This window comes from Maribacter sp. (assembly GCF_039974175.1).
Lineage (GTDB): Bacteria > Bacteroidota > Bacteroidia > Flavobacteriales > Flavobacteriaceae > Maribacter_C.
Map to the genome: position 1 here is coordinate 446,071 of NZ_JBDWJN010000009.1, position 19,711 is coordinate 465,781.

Here is a 19,711-nt window from a genome sequence, read left to right on the forward strand (position 1 = left end):
CAAAATTATGGCAAATTCAATTAAACCAGCTAACCAACGCGAACTATTTGGACACCCAGTAGGACTGTACGTACTTTTTTTTACAGAAATGTGGGAACGTTTTTCCTATTACGGTATGCGTGCCTTGCTCACCTTGTATATGACAGCTAAAACCCTGGAAAACGACCCTCAAAGTGGATTGGGTTGGACCACTACAGAGGCACTTGCCCTCTACGGATGGTATACGATGTTGGTATATGTGATGAGTATACCCGGTGGTTTTATTGCCGACAGGTTGATTGGTCAAAAAAAGGCAGTGACTATTGGGGCTATTTTGTTGACTGCTGGTCATGGGGTTCTGGCAATTGATGCTATCTGGGCATATTATGCCGGTCTTGGTCTTGTAATTCTTGGAGTTGGAATGTTAAAGCCAAACATTTCTACTATGGTGGGCGGTTTATACAAACAAAATGATATTCGTCGAGATAAGGGATTTAGTATATTTTATGTTGGCATTAATTTAGGATCGTTCACAGCCTCACTTTCTGTGGGGTTAGTAGCTGCGCTATACGGTTGGCATTATGGGTTCGGCTTGGCAGGTATTGGAATGCTTTTAGGCCTTCTGGTATATCTCTACGGTCAACGGTTTTTGACTCACGTGGGCAATGCTCCTACCCTTGAAGAAAAATCTTCAGACATCAGTCTTGGAACCTTATTTTCACAGCTCTTTAAATCGCCATTGCAGCTGAGTATTGTTGCTGTTATGTTAGCGTTTTCCATTTATGCAGGTTTTACTTTCGAGGGTCCAGATCATTGGGGTTATGGAGCGCTTTTCATTGTTTTATCGCTAATCACGGGTTTGATGATGATGATTTACAAAAATCTTAACGGGCAAGTAGAGAAAGATAGATATGTGGTCTTGCTTTTATCTTTGCTAATGGTTTTGGTGTTTTGGGGTTGTTTTGAACAAATGGGTGGATTGATGAATCTCTACGCTGAGGAGAAAACAAATAGAATGTTTATGGGGTGGGAAGTGCCTGCCGCCTGGTTTCAAGGAGCCAATGCTGGTTTTATAATTTTGTTTGCTGTTTTAGTCGCTAATTTTTGGGCCAAAAGAAAATTAAAAGGAAAAGAGGCTTCCTCTTTATTTAAGATGGCAGTGGGGGTCGTGATTATGGGAATAGGCTTCGTATACATGGTTTTTGCGTCGCTACAGTATGAAGCAAATGGTAGTTCGGCAATGTATTGGTTAGTACTTGCCTACTTGTTCCACACACTGGGTGAATTATGTTTATCTCCTGTTTCGCTATCGTTTTTCACAAAGCTAGCACCTGCTCGATACATGGCGCTTATGATGGGCGTTTACTGGGCAGCAACAGGATTAGGTAATAAAGTGGCAGGCGTCATTGGCGAAAAGTCGGTACAGGCTGGTGAGCTCAAAGTTTTTGGAGGGCTATTCGTTTTTGCGGTGCTCTTCGGTCTCTTGGTGATATTGTTATTAAAACCGCTTAAAAGACTTACCCATGGAGCTGAGGATAAAGAAACTATTATTCATGATGACGAAACCGAAGGGTTCGAATTATCTGACCATTGATCCTTTATTTAAAATAAAAAGCTCCCTTTTCGCCCGTATGGTGAAAAGGGAGTTTTCTTTTCGCACAGGTTTTTTTCCATCTTTCAATATAGCTCCCATAATTGCTTCCGTCGGCGATAATGTATTTCGGTCTGATCGAATCGATAAGTCGTGCTAAATTGATTTTTGGCGATTGCGTAAGTACAAGGTAGTCTACATTTTCTGAAGAATAGACTCCTAAACTATCTAATAAAAGAACCTCTTTATTCTTCCAGTTATAGCTATTTTGTAACGTTTTAAATTGCGCATTCTTTATACCAAGTCCTATTTGATAATCTTTGGCAATTGCCTTGGAACCTATGCTGTCTGAAGTATATATATTCAGTTGATACGCCGATTGATGTAATAAGATTGAGGTTTTGTTTTTATGCGCTATTAATAGAGATGACGTTTTACTTGCAGTAAAGGAGGTGTAAAATACCCAAATTTGAAAAGCCACGACGCATCCTAGAAACACCATCAGACGTCTATAACTTATGCGTGCAAAGAAGAGCATGAGACTGAAAATAATTGCATAAGAAAGTAGCAATTGCATACCATCGAAGGAGATGTTTTTGAAGACAAAAGCTTCTTGTTGGGCAACCCATTCGATTATTGAATTCATAAAGTTGATCATTGTATTGTAGCCTTCAACCAGCCATAGGGGGAGTCCGTCAAAAAGCGCCAGTATGACGGTTACGATTCCGAATCCTAGAATTAATCCGAGAGCTGGTACAATAAGTAGGTTTGATACAAAGAAGAGTGCGGGAAACTGATGAAAGTAAAACAAACTTATCGGGAGAACACCAATTTGTGCCGCTACACTAACCGATAATAACTGCCATATCTTGCGGATGATCGTATTTTTCGGTAACCATAATTTTTGAAATAATGGGTAAATCCATAGAATCGCGAAAACTGCGGCATAGCTCATTTGGAACCCCACTTGAAAAAGTAACATGGGGTTAATTAGCAGTAAAATGGAAAACATTGATAATGCTAAAATGTTGAATGTATTACTGGGGCGATTCAAATAGAGGGCATAGGCTACAAAAGAAAACATGGAAACCGCTCTTACGACTGAGGCGGAGAAACCTGCCAACAGGGCAAAACACCAAAGCAAGAAGACAATTACCATAAGTTTGATAGTTTTTCCTTTCGGAAGAAGCTCTAGCGGACGCAATAAAAACTGAAGTATTAGAAGAATAATTCCAATATGCAATCCTGAAACGGCCAAAATATGAACTGCACCAGCTTTTTTATAATTGTTATAAGTTTCTTGCGAAATATCGTCACGTTGACCTAAAAGTAAAGCCTGAATAATACTCAATTCTTCTTTTCCGAAATTGGCTTTCTTTAATTTTGATATAATGTTACGCCGAACCGAAGCAGCTAACCCATACACGGTCTTTGAAGAATGTTTGCTCTCCATATGATTGGTTTTATTGATCTGGAGCTGATGATAGATACCCAAGTCATTCAGATAGGCTTTATAATCAAATTGATAGGGGTTTAACGGAAGTTTTACTTCCGACAACCTCCCAAAGACCAACAATTCATCATCTACCTGAAATTTTGCGGTAGCGGAATCTCGATATTGATGTAGTACTAATTGGCCCGATACGTTCTTTCCATCCATAGCAAACACTTTCCCTACGTAGCGATCGGAAAAGGGAGTTGATTTTAGAACTTCCCGAACCTTTACCTTCCAAAGATGTGATGTTTGTAGGTTTTGATGGTAGTAGTGGTTCTGTTGATTTTTGGGTTTCCAAAGCGACACGGCTAAAACACCCAAACAAATTGTACTCAAAAGAGCCATTATTCCAAAAGAAATCGAATTTCTGCCTGTTTGCTTTACAAAAATAAGCGCAAGGAGGGCAATCGAAATTAGGCAAGTGAGCAGCGGAATGTAGATGCCTAATTCGAATTGAACACCAATTGAAATACCCAACATCAGGCAGAGAGTAAGTTTAATCGGAATAAATTTAAGCAACGACATTTTTTGGTAATTTCTTACCTAAATGTACTTAAAAAAGAAAACTATAAGACGCGTGTTGCTTTTACAAAAGCATTGTTCCAGAAACCTTCCCGAAGCGACGATACGATTACGCCTCTTGAAGTCGAAGCGTGAATAAACTTAATCTCGTCATCAGCTACTGAAACCACCATTCCCACATGATTGATACGTCTGCCACGCTTTTTGGTTTTAAAAAAAAGCAGGTCGCCTTTTTCTACTTTGTTTATGCGAACACGTTTGCCCTTCTCTGCCATCACATAAGACACTCTAGGCAGTTGAACATCATGCTTTCCAAAAGAGACATAGAGAAGACCAGAACAATCCATTCCCTTTTTAGTGGTTCCCCCGTATTTATAGCGCGTTCCTGAATAGGTTAATGCCGTATTGATAATATGGTCAGCCGGTGTTAAGACAACTTTTTCTTTTCGTTTTCTGGGTGTTCTATTGGGTGAATCTTCTTTTGAAGGGGCTACGCTAACAGTTCGTTCTCTGGGCGTCGTACCGTAGGTGGTTTTCTTTTTTACCGCACCACAGCTAGCGAGAAGCAATGCCAATAAAAAGTAACCAAATTTATATAGTTGCAAAGCCTTTCTATTGCCCATGCCTTCAAAATTAAATAAATATTTTAGAAATGTGTGTTCTGGTAGGGCCTTAAAAAATGCGTGCTCCTAATTATAGGAACGCGACTTTATGAAATTCTATTGTTTGCAGGGAGTATTCTTCTCAACTGGCATTCGCCACGATCAATTCTGCAGTTTTTGAACTAGCTCCTTGTCCACCTAGGGTTTTCTCTAACGCTACGTAGCTATCAAGTTGCTTGCCTCGATGGCTTCCGTCAAGTATCTTATGCAGTTCGGTTTTAAGATTTTTGGTATTCAAATCACCTTGAATCAGTTCCTTTACAACTTCCTTTTTCATAATCAGGTTTACCAAAGAGATGTAGTCGAGGGTAACAATGCGTTTGGCAATTTGATATGATAACCAATTTGCTTTATAACAGACCACTTGCGGTACTTTGAAAATTGCAGTTTCTAATGTTGCTGTGCCGCTGGTTACCAAGGCGGCACGTGCAATGCTCAATAGATCATAGGTTTTGTTCGATAAAAAACTAACATTCGGATTTTTTAGGAAAGGCGCATAAAACTCACTCTCTAAACTTGGAGCTCCTCCAATTACAAATTCGTAATCTGGAAAATCTTCAACTACAGATAACATAATGGAAAGCATTTTTCTGACCTCTTGTTTTCGGCTTCCTGGAAGTAGTGCGATTATCGGTTTTTCATTTTGGAGCTTATGGCTTGAGCGAAAACTTTGTTCATTGAAGTTAGGTCGATTTGCAATGGCATCCAATAAGGGGTGGCCTACAAAATGAACGGGAAACTCATGCTTGGCATAAAACTCTTTTTCAAACGGAAGAATGACATACATGGCATCGATATCTCGTTTTATCTTTTCAATGCGACCCTCACGGGAGGCCCAAATCTGGGGAGAAATATAGTAATTGGTAGTATAATTATGCTTTTTTGCCCATTTGGCAATGCGCAGATTGAATCCAGAATAATCGATAAAAATCACCACATCGGGATGGAACTCCGTAATATCCTTTTTACAGAACCTAATATTTTCGAATATGGTAAAGAGATTTAAAATTACTTCAAAAAAGCCCATGAAGGCAATTTCTTTGTAATGCTTGGCCAAAGTACCCCCGGCGGCTTGCATCAAATCACCGCCCCAACAGCGTATTTCCGCAGTTTGGTCTTTGACCTTCAATGCCTTGATAAGATTTGAACCGTGCAAATCTCCTGAAGCTTCTCCCGCTATAATGTAGTACTTCATTATTAAGTTCAAGTGTCAAGTTCAAGTATAAAGTTCAATGCCCCTTATTTTGAGTTTGAACTTAATACTTGAACTTGAGCTTATTTAAAACACCTTATAATACAAAATCAGCAAGGCGGTCAAGATAGTTGCGAACAGAACTCCCTTCGCTCTATTGTCTCTTCGAATTCTTAAAAACAAGAAAAAGGCAAGTAGATTCAAAATTGCGCCTAGGGCTAAAAGACTGCCAATATGACCCTGTTGCACCGCAGCTTGAAAAGTTTCAGGTATACCAAGATCTGAAAATAATAGTATGTATAAAAGTGTACCAATGGTGTTCGCAATAATACCCACTATAAATCCTATGAGCAATTCTTTTCTAGTGTTTATTTTCATTGTGGTTTGGTTGGTTTTATGATCATAGTCCATACTTAAGAATTGTACCGCTTAAGGGAGGTTTAGCCGTGTAAATTCCAGTTATTTATATGTTGTATGGCGTGATGCGCCGTTAGGTCAAATTGCGTTGGAACAACTGAAATATAACCATTGGCCAAGGCCCATTCATCAGTATCTTCTCCTTTGTCTAAAAGCTCGAACTCCCCAGTTAACCAATAGTAATCTTTTCCCATGGGATTCGTTCGCTTATCAAATTTTTCCTTCCAATTGGCTCGTGCTTGTCGACAAATTTTAATTCCTTTAAAGTCCTTTTCTTTTAGTTTTGGGATGTTTACATTCAGTACAACTCCTTGGGGAATGCCATTCAAAAGGGCTTCGCGCACAATTTTTTTAATACTTTCACCTGCGGGATCAAAATCAGCATTCCAAGAATAATCACATAAAGAGAAACCGATGGCCGGAATGCCTTCAATACCCGCTTCGATGGCTGCACTCATGGTTCCAGAATAAATTACATTGATAGAAGAATTTGAACCGTGATTGATACCGCTGACACAGATATCAGGTTTTCGGCCCAAAAGTTCTTGTAGTGCCATTTTAACGCAATCTGCAGGTGTTCCGCTACAACTGTATTCTTCGTTAGCCCCATTTTCCAAGTCAATTTTCATTTTCTTGGAATACAGCGCAATATCTAGGGTAATTGCGTGTCCCTTGCCCGATTGCGGACTATCTGGAGCCACCACTACAACATCACCTATTTCCTTCATATAACGCACTAAAGCCCTTAATCCTGGAGCCGTAATTCCGTCATCATTTGTTACAAGAATCAAAGGTTTCGACAAAACGTATAATTTAAGTTGTAAAAATACGTTTAAAAAAAGATATCTATAAGGTAGCTTACAACAAAAAAATACCGCTTCACTCCATACTGGCACGGTTTTTTCAGTATCTTAGAGAATCAATTGAAGTAGAATCTATGCATGGAGTTTTACTTTGATACATTATAGTTCACATCAATTAAATTACATAGTAAATAGAATTTTATGAAGAAGAATTTCGCTTACGGTTTATTTGCACTATTGATTGCAGTTGCATCATGCAGCTTTACGAATAAGACCTTTGAAAATGATGATAAAGACAAGTTGTTAATTGATTTGATCACCTATGTGTTGTCAAAAGGTCACTACGAACCCAAAGATATTGATGATGATTTTTCGGTAAATGTATTCGAAGATTTTATCGATGTCATCGATCCTACAAAACGATATTTTTTAGAATCTGATATCAAGGAGTTTGAGCAACAAAAGTTTCAAATTGATGATCAGATAAAAAATACTGACATTACGTTTTTTAACGTGGTACACGAGCGCTTGGTACAACGCATGGCAGATGCACAAGCAATCTACCAGGAAGTTTTGGAGCGTCCTTTCGATTATTCCAAGGAAGAATCGATAGACATAGCCTATGATAAAATGGCATTTGCCAGCTCCAGAAAGGAATTAAAAGAACGTTGGAGACAACAGCTGAAATATGCGACTTTAAATACATATGATTCTAAGATATCGCATGCAAATGAAGATGCGGAAACAGCCAAAAAGCACGGTCATGCGGAAGATGAAAAACCTATGACGGCTGAAGACGCTGAAGCTTCATCTCGAGAGTCTACGCGAAAGACATTGGCTGAGTTTTTTGATTTTGTCGATGATTTAGAGCGTAAAGATTGGTTTGTTCAGTACCTCAATACGATTGTAGATGAATTTGACCCACACACCTATTATTTTGCACCAGATGATAAAGACAAGTTCGATGCCAGTATGTCGGGCAAGTTTGAAGGCATTGGGGCTCGTTTACAGAAGAAACCAGAAGGAGCTAAAATTACCGATATCATATCTGGAGGACCGGTCTGGAGAGATTCTCGTTTAGAAGTCGGTGATCTTATTATGAAAGTAGGTCAAGATGGCGAGGAACCGGTTGATATCGTAGGGATGCGTTTAGATGACGCTATCAAAATGATCAAAGGTCCTGAAGGTACCGTGGTTGATTTGACAGTACGAAAGATCGACGGGTCACAACAAGTTATATCATTGACAAGAGATGTTGTTGAACTTGAAGAGTCTTTCGCAAAATCGGCAAATATTAAAAAGGACAATCAAAATTTCGGCTTAATTCATTTGCCCAAATTTTATGTAGACTTTGACGACTACAGTGAGCGTAATGCTGCTACAGATGTTGCCAAAGAAGTAGAACGCTTAAAGCAAGAAGGTGCTGAAGGCTTAATATTAGATCTACGTGATAACGGAGGAGGTTCTTTGAAAACTGTTGTTGAAATGGGCGGACTTTTTATAAAAGATGGTCCAATCGTACAAGTACAGTCGTCTGGGAAAGATAAAGATGTATATGATGACAAAGATGAACGTATTCAGTGGGATGGCCCCTTGGTGATCTTGGTGAACGAACTTTCCGCATCTGCCTCCGAAATTTTGGCAGCTGCCATGCAAGATTACAAACGAGCAGTCGTAATAGGTAGCAAACAGACTTTCGGAAAAGGAACCGTACAAAATGTAATTGACCTAAACAATATTGTTCGAAGTAACGAGAATGGTGATTTGGGTGCCTTGAAATTGACAACGCAAAAGTTCTATAGAATCAATGGAGGTTCAACACAACTCGAAGGTGTCAAAAGTGATGTTGTTGTTCCTGACAAGTATAGTTATATCGACATCGGGGAAAGAGATCAATCAAATCCCTTGAAATGGGACAAGATTACACCTGCAGAGTACGACTTTTGGGATGGTTATATCGATTACGATCAAACCATTGCCAATAGCACAAAACGAATGGCATCGAATCCGCAAATAAAGCTAATAGAAGAGAATGCTCAATGGATAAAGTCTCAACAAGATGAAACGATGATTTCGTTGAACTATGAAGCCTATAAAGCAGAAAGCATAAAGGACAAGGAAAAATCAGACTATTTTAAGAAAATGAATGAATACGATTCTAAGCTTACTTTTGAATCATTAAAGTACGAACAAGAATTGTTTACCCAAGACTCTGTTTTACGCGAAAAGAGAGACCGTTGGCACAAGAATTTAGCGAAAGACGTTTATGTAGAAGAAGCCGTTAATGTGTTACAAGACTTGAAAATCAACAACATTAAGAATGGTAAGCTAGCCAGCGTAAAAGGATAATATACCTTAGTTAACTAAAATATAAAACAAAACCCCGCTCCACGAGCGGGGTTTTGTTTTATCAAAAAGTTGCAGTTTAGATCAGCTTGTAACTCGCTTTAGTTTACTCGCATGCATCTTGCGAAGTTTAGCAAGTTTAGGTGTAATAACAGCACTACAATAGCCCTGCGACTGATTGTTTGCATAATAATCTTGATGATACTCCTCGGCAGCATAAAACACCCCTAATGAACTTATTTCCGTAACGATGGAACTATCAAAATAAGACGCCATTTCTAAGAGCAGCTGTTCAGACACCTCTTTTTGTCGCTCGTTATGGTAGTAGATCACCGAACGGTATTGCGTACCTAGGTCACCGCCCTGTCTATTCAAAGTAGTTGGGTCATGGCTCGTCATGAATATCTCTAAAATATCGTGATATGAAATTACGCTGGTATCAAACGTTAGTTGAACTACTTCGGCGTGTCCCGTTAATCCCGAACAAACTTCGCGGTAGGTAGGTTTGCCGGGGGCGGTACCACCTGTGTAGCCTGATACGATTTTTACGACTCCATCAATTTGTTGAAACACCGCTTCAACACACCAAAAACAGCCGCCCCCTAGGGTTGCAACTTCTAAATTTTTATTCATTGTTCACCTCTTCTTTTTCAATCTTCATCGATTCTGAATTGATACAGTAACGGAGTCCGCTAGGCTCGGGCCCATCGGGAAAAACGTGACCTAAATGTCCGTCGCAAGTGTTACACATGACCTCTACGCGTACCATTCCAAATGCGGTATCTTTCTCGTATTTAATCGCATTTTCTTTGATTGGTTCCGTGAAACTTGGCCACCCTGTTCCTGATTCGAACTTAATAGAAGAATCAAACAATGGTGTATTGCAGCAAATGCAATTGTATTTTCCAGCGTCATGAATATGACATAATTCTCCTGAGTGGGGTCTTTCGGTTCCCTTTTTTCGTGTAATTCTAAATTGCTCTGGTGTTAAAATTTCCAGCCATTCAGCCTCTGTTTTTTCTACCCTTTTATCTGGAGTAGGGTTTCCTTTAGTCGCAAAGTGAATAACATCTTTCCAAGTAAGCATAATTGTTCTTCCTTTCTTTTTTAGTATTAAATACAAATACGTATTCTCCTTCCAAGGTATAAAAAGTAACTGGAGAAGTTGCATATTTAAGTCGAAATATAGACGGACATCTTACAGTTCATAAGAAGGATTTCCATGTAAATTAAAGTACATTTATGCAATGAAAAAAAGTGTAAAAAACCAGACCATATATACAATACTTCTGTTAGTTTGTGTATTGGGGTTTTGGCTTTTTGAGAATTTTTATACGCCAGATACCTATACCTCTCCAGAGGGGCAAACTGTACGTACAACAATGCCTTCTTATGTGTTACCCACATCCACAACCGGTGCCATTGTACATCATGATTATTTTTCACTGTCGTACAATGAACCTTACGAACAAGCAGAATGGGTGACCTATGTTTTAGACAAGGAACATTTAACCTATGACAATCGTAAAAGACCTTATTTTATTGAAGACCCTAAGGTGAAGACGAAATCTGCTGATTGGCGAAATTATAAGGGTTCGGGTTATGATAGAGGCCATCTTTGTCCGGCAGGCGACCGACGCTTCTCTGAATATGCATATAACGAAACCTTTTATACAAGTAATATAAGTCCGCAAGACCGAGAATTTAATGCAGGGGTCTGGAACCAACTTGAAATGCGCGTCCGACAATGGGTAAAGAAAACAGGAACTCATTTCGTGATCACTGGGGGTATTTTAGAAGCTGGCTTGGAAGAGATAGGGGAGGAAGATGTTGATGTTCCACGTGCCTACTACAAAATCGTGGCGAAGGGAAGTTCGAAAAACCTCAAAGCAATTGCATTTTTAATGGAGAATCGACCCAGTTCAAAATCCATTCAGCAGTTCACAGTGACTATAGATGCCATAGAAAAACGTACGGGGATTGATTTTTTTAGAGAATTACCTGATGAACTTGAAGAGGAATTGGAACGTGAACTACGCTTGCAAGATTGGAAGTTCAAGTAAGCCTAAATTTCACTGCGGCTTGCAATTTCTGGTTAGAATTTTGATCTAAATTCCTTCTTTCAAGCGATTGGAATCCAACTTCAAGAAAATAAACAGTAAGATGGTAAAGAACAGAAGCCCTGAACCGCCATAACTAAAGAAGGGTAGTGGTATCCCAATCGTTGGAAGTATTCCGATAACCATTCCGATATTTATAAAATAGTGGATAAAAAGGATTGATATTGCTCCATAACCGTACATTCGACTAAAGGGATGCTTCTGCCGTTCAGCCAAATAGACCAATCGCAATAATAGAAACGTAAACAACAAAACAACGGTAGTAGTTCCTGCAAAACCCCATTCTTCGCCTATAGTGCTAAAAATATAATCGGTCTCTTGCTCCGGCACAAAATCACCTTTGGTGCGCGTACCCTCTAGAAACCCTTTGCCAAACAACCCGCCCGATTCAATGGCCTTTTCTGATTGATAGGTGTTGTAACCAATGGTCTTCCTAATTTTCTCCAACTTTGCGGGGTCTTTCTCCAAGCGAAGCCAAAGACTAAAACGGTCTCTATGACGCTGCTCAAAAACGCTATTAAACACAAAATTTACGGAAAGTGAAAATAAGACTGCAATTACAGCCACCGAGATCATCGGAAAAACGGGTACTTTGAAAGTCTTTCTTTTTAGCAAGAGAAAGAGCATGATGATTAAAGCCAAAAAGATGGTTACCCAAATAGTACCGAACATCAAAGTGGTAATAAAGACCAAAACTGCCAATAGGGCAAAACCCAAATAGTAGAGCGGTAAACCTTCTCGAAAAATGACAAAGATCATAGCAAAAAAAACCAGCGCACTACCCGGATCGGGTTGTGGTACAATCAAAATTGCAGGAATTAGAATTACTAAAAAGGAATACAACTGATCCTTTCGTCGCTTAATATCGGTCTGTATATCGCTTAAATATTTGGCCAAGGCAAGGGCCGTAGTAACCTTTGCTAATTCAGAGGGTTGAAAATTGAAAAAACCAAGATCATACCATGAGGTTGCTCCTGCAATAGTCTTTCCGAAAAGAAAAAGACCTAATAACAAAACCACCGATATGATATATAATACACTTGAAAATCGTTCATAAAAACTTGCTTCAAGGGCAAGAAGTAATACAATACTGGCTGCACTTACTCCGATAAAAAAAAACTGTTTTCCGTGTAGGGTACTAAAATTGAATATAGATACGGTTTCGTCGGCAAAGGTGCTTGAATAGATATTTACCCAACCTATTGAAACTAACGCTACATAAATAATAATGGTTAGCCAATCAACCCGCTTGAGTACACTTTTACCTGCCATAATCGTTTATCTTGAACGGAGGTCTTCCGTTTTTGGTTTTATGGCATGTTGGCTCCAATCGTATTCATTGATCTCGAAAGGTTCTCCGCTATACGGCTTGGCATACTCCGATTCTAAGGTTCTTTCAAGCATTCTTCTTTCGAGGTCCTTGCGTGTAATTTCACGTTTTAAGTATTTCTCGATAAGTAAAGAAGCTATATGACCTGCGTAGCGACCCCCATAATACCCGTTCTCAATATAAACAGCGATAGCGATTTTAGGATTGTCAACGGGTGCAAAGGCAACAAAAACAGAATGATCTGTTAATTGGGTTTTAACACTGTCAATTATCGTAAAGTTTTCAACCGTTCCGGTCTTCCCAGCAATTTCTATATCTGGTATTTGAACGTATTGGGCAGTACCTTTTTTATACACATCGGCCATTCCCCTGATAACGGGATCGAAATGCCTTTTATCTATTGTAGTGTGCTTGGGTTTTACGAAGTCTGGTATGCTAATATCTTTTCCAGCCACTTTTTTAATTACATGTGGTGTGTAATAATGACCGCGATTGGCGATAGCCGCAGTCATGTTTGCCAACTGAATTGGCGTCACCGAAACTTCTCCCTGCCCAATGGAATTGGAAATGATATAGGATGACGACCAGCGGTTATCTCCGTACCATTTGTCATAATATTCTTTGGTTGGAATTCTTCCTTTTCTACCGGTATGAAGATCTGAGCCTAAATAGTCACCAAGCCCGAAACTTTTGATATGGTTTGACCAAACATCCTGCCCTTCATCAGAGGTAGGGAATTTTTCATAAATCTTTCGGAAGGTATTGGCAAAATAAGCGTTGCATGATTTGTAAATTCCAACATTCATATTTCGTGTGCCCCCACCACAGTGACAGCCTCTTAGTGTTCTTCCAACATAAAACCCATTGTAACATTTAAAGGTCGTTGCAGGGGTAATAACCCCCTCTTGCAAAGCGACAAGGGCATTGATCGTTTTAAAGGGCGAGCCCGGGGAACCTTCCGCTAGAATGGAACGGTCATAAGTGGGCTTAGAAATGGTATCGTAATGTAGTTTGCTGTAGTTCTTAGAACGTTTTCGTCCAACTAATAAAGAGGGTTCATAGGTTGGCCCTGAAATCATAGTCAAAATTTCTCCTGATGAAGGCTCTATGGCTACGATTCCACCACGTTTTCCGTGCATCAGTCGTTCGCCATATTCTTGAACTTCTTTGTCAATGGTTATGGTAATCTCTTTTCCTTGAACAGGTCGCACATCTAACTCGCCATCTTTGTATTTACCGATGTCTCTATTGAACCTATCTTTTTGAATGTATTGTACTCCTCTAGTGCCTCGTAGCGAATCTTCATATACTTTTTCAACCCCGGTTCGACCTGTTAGTTCGCCTTGCACATAATTCGGATTCTTAGCCAAATCACGCTCATTTACCTCACTAATATATCCTAAGACATTTGCTGCTGAATTGGTATCATAATATCGAAGGGAACGCTTCTGAATGTAAAAACCTGGAAACCTTCTCATTTTTTCTTGAAGCCTAGCGTAATCTTCTTTAGAAAGTTGGTGTACCAATACGGAGGGAAGTCTAGGTGAATATATGCGTGCCCGTCTTAATTCCTTTACAAATTTATCTTTGTCAATATCTAACAATCGACAGAACTCTAAAGTATCTAAAGCCTTTACTTCTCTGGGGATAACCATCACATCATAGGCCGGGTCATTACCAACAAGAAGTTTGCCATATCTATCATAGATATAGCCTCTTTCCGGATAATCATAGATTGCTTTGATAGCAGGGTCTTCCATTACGGCATCAGGGGAAAAACTAAATATCTGTAAATAAGACAGTCGCCCGATAAAAGTGAGTCCGATAATGATTATTATCGATGAAAGTAGCAGTTTTTTCATCCGCCTATTTTGTTATTTTTTCAATTATGACGATTTCATCCTTTTCTAACGCTAAACAGAGAACCAAATAATAAGCAAAGCACTAAGGTGGCAGCACTGATGGAAACCACCTTTTTCAAAATTAAAAGCAAATTTGAAAAACTGAAAATCTCCAACGTAAAGAAAACCAAATGGTGTACTACTATTAATAACGCTAAAAATGTGAATTGTTGTACTTTGGTGGCGTTCCCCAATTTGAAACTTTGAAACTCATAGTTAACCCCAAAAACGAAACGCATTATTGCGGGTCTCATATAAGCAATAGTAATGGTAGATGCCGCATTGATTGCCATGGTATCTGAAAAGAAATCGATTGATAATCCTAGTAAGAAACTAAGGCCGATAAAGGCTGCCCTATTTTGTTTGATAGGATACCAATACAAGAACAGTATATACACCATTGGATTTATGAATCCGAAAAAATTCAGCCTATTGAATACAAGAACTTGCACCAAAACGAGTAGTGTGAATCGAATAACATTGATGAAGTAGTAGTTGCTAATCATTGCCCTCGGTTTCTTCTTGCAATTCTATAATTTCCTCTCTATTGGCATTGCTTACGACATAAACATTTTTAATATTGGTCATATCGTTGAACAGCGCAACTTGTATATTCCAAAAACTTTTTGAATCATTTAGGTCAAACTTTTTAATAGTACCAATAGGTACGTTTTCGGGAAAAATACTGCTCATACCTCCCGTGACTATTGTGTCGCCAACGACCAATGGTACCAGACGAGGAATATCTACCAACTGTACTTCGTTATACGTTCTTGCGTTCCAAACCAAGGAGCCAAAATTGTTGGTGTTCTTTAGTTTTGCATTGATGTTTGAATTTTCGTTTAAAATACTTTGCACAGTGGCAAATTTATTCGAAGTGTTTTCAACAATGCCCAGAATACCTTTTGCAGTAATAACACCCATATCAGGTTTTACACTGTCGATTTCGCCCCTATTTATGGTGATGTAATTTCTAGGGTCTGCATAGCTGTTCTTAATGACTTGGCCCGAAGTAATCGTATAAATCATCTGCGTGGAATCTAATTCAGAGGCAATAGGTTGTTGTCTGTTGAATAGTAGCAGTCGCAACCGCTTATTTTCCTCGACAAGTTTTTCATTTTCGGTATCTAAGTCGAAGTAAGAAGTAATGCCGTATGAAGTTTCGTAAATGTTTCCAGCAACCCAGCTTGAAGAATTAAAAAAACGCGATTGATGATACGAATGTGACTGAATCGTAAAACCCAAGGAGATGATCATCAAAAAGATATAGAGAATGAAATTCTTATATCGTAAGATAAAGTTGATAATCTGCTGCATGCATTTTTAATTTTATGCGACGCTATTTAAAGCCTAGTGTCTATAAAAAAGTAGGTAATAGTCAATCGGGCTATGGTTAGCAACTCCTATTTGATCAATATACTTTTGTAGCGTTCCAAGTTTTTCAGCGCAATACCGGTACCTCGAACTACTGCCCTTAAGGGGTCTTCAGCAATATAAACTGGTAAATCTGTCTTTTGGGAAAGTCTTCTGTCTAATCCTCGCAGCATTGAGCCTCCACCTGCCAAGTAAATTCCAGTGTTGTATATATCGGCAGCCAATTCTGGCGGTGTTTGCGATAAGGTTTCCATAACCGCATCTTCTACACGCAAAATCGACTTATCTAATGCCTTGGCAATTTCACGATAAGATATCTGTACTTGCTTTGGTTTTCCAGTAAGTAAGTCACGCCCTTGAACTGATTTTTCGTCTGGCGGAGTTTGTAAATCTTCTGTTGCCGAACCAATTTCAATTTTAATATTTTCTGCTGTACTTTCTCCAACGTACAGGTTATGCTGAGTACGCATATAATATATGATATCATTGGTGAAAACATCACCTGCAATCTTCACTGATTTGTCACATACAATTCCACCCAAAGCAATAACTGCTATTTCTGTAGTACCACCACCGATATCAACAATCATGTTTCCCTTAGGTTGCATAATATCTAACCCAATACCAATTGCTGCCGCCATTGGTTCGTGAATTAAGTATACTTCTTTACCATTTACACGTTCTGCTGATTCTTTTACCGCCCTCATTTCTACTTCCGTAATTCCTGAAGGAATGCAAATCACCATGCGTAAGGCGGGTGGGAACCATTTTTTCTTTAAAGCTGGAATATTTTTGATAAACATATTGATCATCTTTTCAGATGCATCAAAATCTGCGATTACACCATCTTTCAGTGGGCGAATCGTTTTTATGTTTTCATGAGTTTTACCTTGCATCATATTGGCCTCTTTGCCAACTGCAATGATTTTACCAGAAATACGGTCTCTGGCAACAATCGACGGACTGTCAACTACAACTTTGTCCATATGGATGATAAGGGTGTTCGCCGTTCCTAAATCGATGGCGATTTCCTCGGTCAAGAAATCAAAAAATCCCATTATTAATTCGTTTGGTTATGTTTCATGTATGCGTGGGGTGCATTTCATCGACAAAAGTAGTAAAATTAATGCTTGAAATGACGCGTGCCTGTCATTACCATGGCAAGGTTGTTTTCATTACAATAATCAATACTTAATTGGTCTTTTATCGATCCGCCCGGTTGTATAACGCACGAAATACCGTTTTTATGCGCAATTTCTACACAATCTGGAAAAGGGAAGAAAGCGTCGCTGGCCATAACCGCTCCATCAAGATCGAAATTAAAGGATTTTGCCTTGTGAATAGCTTGATTTAGGGCATCAACACGAGATGTTTGTCCGGTTCCACTTGCACACAATTGTTTGTTCTTGACTAGTACAATGGTATTTGATTTGGTGTGCTTACATAGTTTCGAGGCAAAAAGTAAGTCCTCTATTTCGGTCGAAGAAGGTGCTTTGGTGGTAGCATTCGTTAAATCGGAAACGGAATCGGTTTTGTGATCTTTTTCTTGTAGTAGCATTCCATTGAGACAGGTTCGCACAATCATATCAGGCATTTCTACTTCGTTTTGCACCAAAATGATACGGTTTTTCTTGCCTTTTAGAATTTCAAGGGCATCATCGGCATAGCTAGGAGCAATGACTACCTCACAGAATAATTTGTGTATTTCTTCTGCCGTGGCCTTATCGATTTGCTTGTTACTGATAAGAACACCACCAAAAGCTGAAACAGGATCTCCTGCTAGCGCATCTACATAGGCTTGATGTAGACTCGATCTTTGAGCCAAACCACAGGCGTTATTATGTTTTAGAATGGCGAAGGTAGGATCGTCATTTTTGAATTCGAGCATTAAGTTAACTGCCGCGTCTACGTCTAAAAGGTTATTGTACGAAAGCTCTTTTCCATGCAGTTTAGAGAACATGGCATCGAAATTTCCGAAGAAAAATCCTTTTTGATGGGGGTTTTCGCCATAGCGCAATACCTTGCCTTTCGTTTCGCTAACTTTTAAAGCGGCAAGCTCATGGTTCTTATTAAAATAATTGAAAATCGCAGTGTCGTAATGAGAGGAAATATTGAACGATTTCGCGGCAAAATGCTTTCTATCTTCCAAGCTAGTACTTCCGTTTCCTGAGGAAATCAATTCTAAGACTTCGCCATAGTCCTCCATAGATGAAACGCACAGAACATCCTTGTAATTTTTAGCCGCCGCACGGATCAAAGAAATTCCGCCGATATCAATTTTTTCTATGATCTCTTGTTCTGAAGCTCCACTGGCAACGGTTTTTTCAAAGGGGTATAGATCAACAATAACGATATCTAACTGAGGAATCTCGAACTCCTGTAACTGAGCAACATCACCCTCGTGGTCTTGGCGATTTAAAATACCTCCAAAGACTTTGGGATGCAAAGTTTTCACCCGTCCTCCAAGAATTGAAGGGTAGCTAGTAACCTCCTCCACGGGAACCACATTAATACCCAAGTTTGTTATGAATTTTTCGGTTCCCCCCGTAGAATAGATGGCGATACCCAATTCGTCAAATTTTCGAACGATAGGTTCTAATCCGTCTTTGTGAAATACTGAAATTAAGGCTGAACTGGCTTTTTTGGTGCTCATTTTTTGTGTGCTGATTGTTAGGTTATAAGCAAGCAAAAATACTTTTTTTGCAATGAAAAAGTGGGTCAGGTTATCAACAAAAAGGCTAAAGTTTTGAACGGAATCAGGAAAGAATCAACAAACTAGTGTCATTTGGCAGGGCAATTTAGTTTTGGCAACTATAGCAGTGGTTAAGAAAAAAATTGGCGTAATTCGCCTATGGTCGTCAGAAAGCTTTATTCAAGAATTTCAGCCACTTTTGCATTTACGAATTCTAAAAACCGCTCATCGGCTGATGAAAATGGGTCTGGCGTGTTTGAGTCGATGTCGATTTGACCAATATTCTCACCTTTTACAAACAACGGTACTACAATTTCAGATCGTACCGTAAGGCTACAGGCGATATAGTTGTCTTGTGCTTTAACGTCGGGTACGACGAAATTTTCATTGGAAACGGCAACTTGACCGCAAATACCTTTTCCGAAGGGAATGATACTATGATCGGTAGGTTCTCCGGCATATGGCCCTAGTTTTAATTCCTCTTTTGTACCATTTCTAAAATAAAAACCGACCCAATCATAGTATTCCAGACGCTCTTTAAGTAACTCGCAAATTTTTTGCAAGCGATCATCAATAGTAGCCTCTGGCTTATTTAAAATTAGTTCGATCTCAGGCTTAAGTGTTTCAAACATCTTGTGTGTTTAGAATGCATTTCAAAAGTCGAATTTTTGCTAAAAAATTACAATACGATTGTACTTAAATATTCGTTAAGATATCAAGGCATTACCTTATCTCGAACAATATTTTGTAATTTTGCGCAGATGAAACAAGTATTTCATAAAATAGCTGCAATAGCAATGGGCTTGCTGCTTCTGCTTTCCACTATATCTTGGAAGGTAGAAAAGCACTATTGCATGGGGCGATTGATGAATGTAGCATTATTTACAGATGCCGAAACTTGTGGAATGGACATGACTATGTCGATGCCTGAAGACAGTTTGGATGAAACCAAAAATTCTTGCTGTGACGATGAGGTTATTTTTGTTGACGGTCAAGACGATTTGAAGATCTCCTTCAATGATTTGAATGTTGAACAGCAGTCTTTTCTAATTGCTCTTACCTATACTTATTTAGGCGCTTTGCAAGATGTAAGGCAAAAGCCCGTTCCTCATGAACAATACCCTCCACCTCTTCTAATCAAGGACATTCAGTTACTTGACGAGGTATATTTAATCTGATTTTATTTTCATTCTAGCCGCTCGACCCTGCTCGAGATGACTTTGGGCTAGAATCAACTTTCTTTTGACTTTTTAGACAAAGGGAGAACAAGACACATGCTAATGTGTA

General features: G+C 39.1%; 18 protein-coding genes. 4 read left to right on the plus strand and 14 right to left on the minus strand.

From position 1 onward, the window contains the following. The first annotated feature begins 7 nt into the window (after window positions 1–7). Complete coding sequence (locus ABJN95_RS08385) at window positions 8–1,573, plus strand: peptide MFS transporter (protein ID WP_348369932.1); 1,566 nt, start codon at window positions 8–10, stop codon at window positions 1,571–1,573. 4 nt (window positions 1,574–1,577) lie between these two features. Here the strand turns inward: ABJN95_RS08385 and ABJN95_RS08390 are convergent, their stop codons facing one another. From ABJN95_RS08390 to surE, 5 genes are all read right to left on the minus strand, one after another. Continuing rightward, complete coding sequence (locus tag ABJN95_RS08390; protein ID WP_348369933.1) at window positions 1,578–3,545, minus strand: ComEC/Rec2 family competence protein; 1,968 nt, start codon at window positions 3,543–3,545, stop codon at window positions 1,578–1,580. Between the two features lie 86 nt (window positions 3,546–3,631). Then, window positions 3,632–4,210: a C40 family peptidase gene (locus ABJN95_RS08395; RefSeq protein WP_348369934.1), complete on the minus strand. Its 579-nt coding sequence runs from the start codon at window positions 4,208–4,210 to the stop codon at window positions 3,632–3,634. A 121-nt stretch (window positions 4,211–4,331) separates the two neighbouring features. Then, a complete protein-coding gene (gene lpxB, locus ABJN95_RS08400; protein ID WP_348369935.1) occupies window positions 4,332–5,444 on the minus strand; it encodes a lipid-A-disaccharide synthase in 1,113 nt (370 codons plus the stop codon). A gap of 84 nt (window positions 5,445–5,528) precedes the next feature. Continuing rightward, window positions 5,529–5,813: a hypothetical protein gene (locus ABJN95_RS08405; RefSeq protein ID WP_348370084.1), complete on the minus strand. Its 285-nt coding sequence runs from the start codon at window positions 5,811–5,813 to the stop codon at window positions 5,529–5,531. A gap of 68 nt (window positions 5,814–5,881) precedes the next feature. Then, window positions 5,882–6,661 (minus strand): 5'/3'-nucleotidase SurE, encoded by a 780-nt coding sequence (gene surE / locus ABJN95_RS08410; protein WP_348369936.1) that lies wholly within the window; start codon window positions 6,659–6,661, stop codon window positions 5,882–5,884. A 201-nt stretch (window positions 6,662–6,862) separates the two neighbouring features. Between surE and ABJN95_RS08415 the strand changes: the two genes are divergently transcribed. Beyond that, the gene (locus ABJN95_RS08415) at window positions 6,863–9,010 is read left to right on the plus strand and encodes a carboxy terminal-processing peptidase (RefSeq protein ID WP_348369937.1); all 2,148 of its coding nucleotides are present in this window, start codon (window positions 6,863–6,865) and stop codon (window positions 9,008–9,010) included. An 81-nt stretch (window positions 9,011–9,091) separates the two neighbouring features. On the opposite strand, the gene msrA is transcribed toward ABJN95_RS08415, so the two are convergent. Continuing rightward, a complete protein-coding gene (msrA, locus tag ABJN95_RS08420; protein WP_348369938.1) occupies window positions 9,092–9,640 on the minus strand; it encodes a peptide-methionine (S)-S-oxide reductase MsrA in 549 nt (182 codons plus the stop codon). Beyond that, window positions 9,633–10,094 (minus strand): peptide-methionine (R)-S-oxide reductase MsrB, encoded by a 462-nt coding sequence (gene msrB, locus ABJN95_RS08425; protein ID WP_348370085.1) that lies wholly within the window; start codon window positions 10,092–10,094, stop codon window positions 9,633–9,635. The genes msrA and msrB overlap by 8 nt, the downstream gene beginning before the upstream one ends. A gap of 160 nt (window positions 10,095–10,254) precedes the next feature. Between msrB and ABJN95_RS08430 the strand changes: the two genes are divergently transcribed. Next, window positions 10,255–11,070, plus strand: coding sequence for a DNA/RNA non-specific endonuclease (locus ABJN95_RS08430; protein ID WP_348369939.1), 816 nt, complete (start codon window positions 10,255–10,257; stop codon window positions 11,068–11,070). 45 nt (window positions 11,071–11,115) lie between these two features. Here the strand turns inward: ABJN95_RS08430 and rodA are convergent, their stop codons facing one another. The 7 genes from rodA to ABJN95_RS08465 form a co-directional block, all read right to left on the minus strand. Further along, window positions 11,116–12,399: a rod shape-determining protein RodA gene (rodA, locus tag ABJN95_RS08435; protein WP_348369940.1), complete on the minus strand. Its 1,284-nt coding sequence runs from the start codon at window positions 12,397–12,399 to the stop codon at window positions 11,116–11,118. A gap of 6 nt (window positions 12,400–12,405) precedes the next feature. Continuing rightward, window positions 12,406–14,319 (minus strand): penicillin-binding protein 2, encoded by a 1,914-nt coding sequence (gene mrdA / locus ABJN95_RS08440; RefSeq protein ID WP_348369941.1) that lies wholly within the window; start codon window positions 14,317–14,319, stop codon window positions 12,406–12,408. A gap of 35 nt (window positions 14,320–14,354) precedes the next feature. Further along, a complete protein-coding gene (locus ABJN95_RS08445; protein WP_348369942.1) occupies window positions 14,355–14,864 on the minus strand; it encodes a rod shape-determining protein MreD in 510 nt (169 codons plus the stop codon). Next, window positions 14,857–15,675 carry a rod shape-determining protein MreC gene (gene mreC / locus ABJN95_RS08450; protein WP_348369943.1) on the minus strand — a complete coding sequence of 273 codons (819 nt, stop codon included), beginning with the start codon at window positions 15,673–15,675 and terminating at the stop codon, window positions 14,857–14,859. The genes ABJN95_RS08445 and mreC overlap by 8 nt, the downstream gene beginning before the upstream one ends. A gap of 86 nt (window positions 15,676–15,761) precedes the next feature. Continuing rightward, window positions 15,762–16,790, minus strand: a complete 1,029-nt coding sequence (locus ABJN95_RS08455; RefSeq protein ID WP_138657482.1) for a rod shape-determining protein — start codon at window positions 16,788–16,790, stop codon at window positions 15,762–15,764. Between the two features lie 65 nt (window positions 16,791–16,855). Beyond that, window positions 16,856–18,385 carry a bifunctional phosphoribosylaminoimidazolecarboxamide formyltransferase/IMP cyclohydrolase gene (gene purH, locus ABJN95_RS08460; protein WP_348369944.1) on the minus strand — a complete coding sequence of 510 codons (1,530 nt, stop codon included), beginning with the start codon at window positions 18,383–18,385 and terminating at the stop codon, window positions 16,856–16,858. 215 nt (window positions 18,386–18,600) lie between these two features. Then, window positions 18,601–19,056: a GAF domain-containing protein gene (locus tag ABJN95_RS08465; RefSeq protein WP_348369945.1), complete on the minus strand. Its 456-nt coding sequence runs from the start codon at window positions 19,054–19,056 to the stop codon at window positions 18,601–18,603. Window positions 19,057–19,185: 129 nt separating this feature from the next. Here ABJN95_RS08465 and ABJN95_RS08470 point away from each other — a divergent pair, with 129 nt between their 5' ends. Beyond that, entirely contained in the window at window positions 19,186–19,602 is a 417-nt protein-coding gene (locus ABJN95_RS08470; RefSeq protein WP_348369946.1) for a hypothetical protein, read from the plus strand. Window positions 19,603–19,711: the final 109 nt, after the last annotated feature.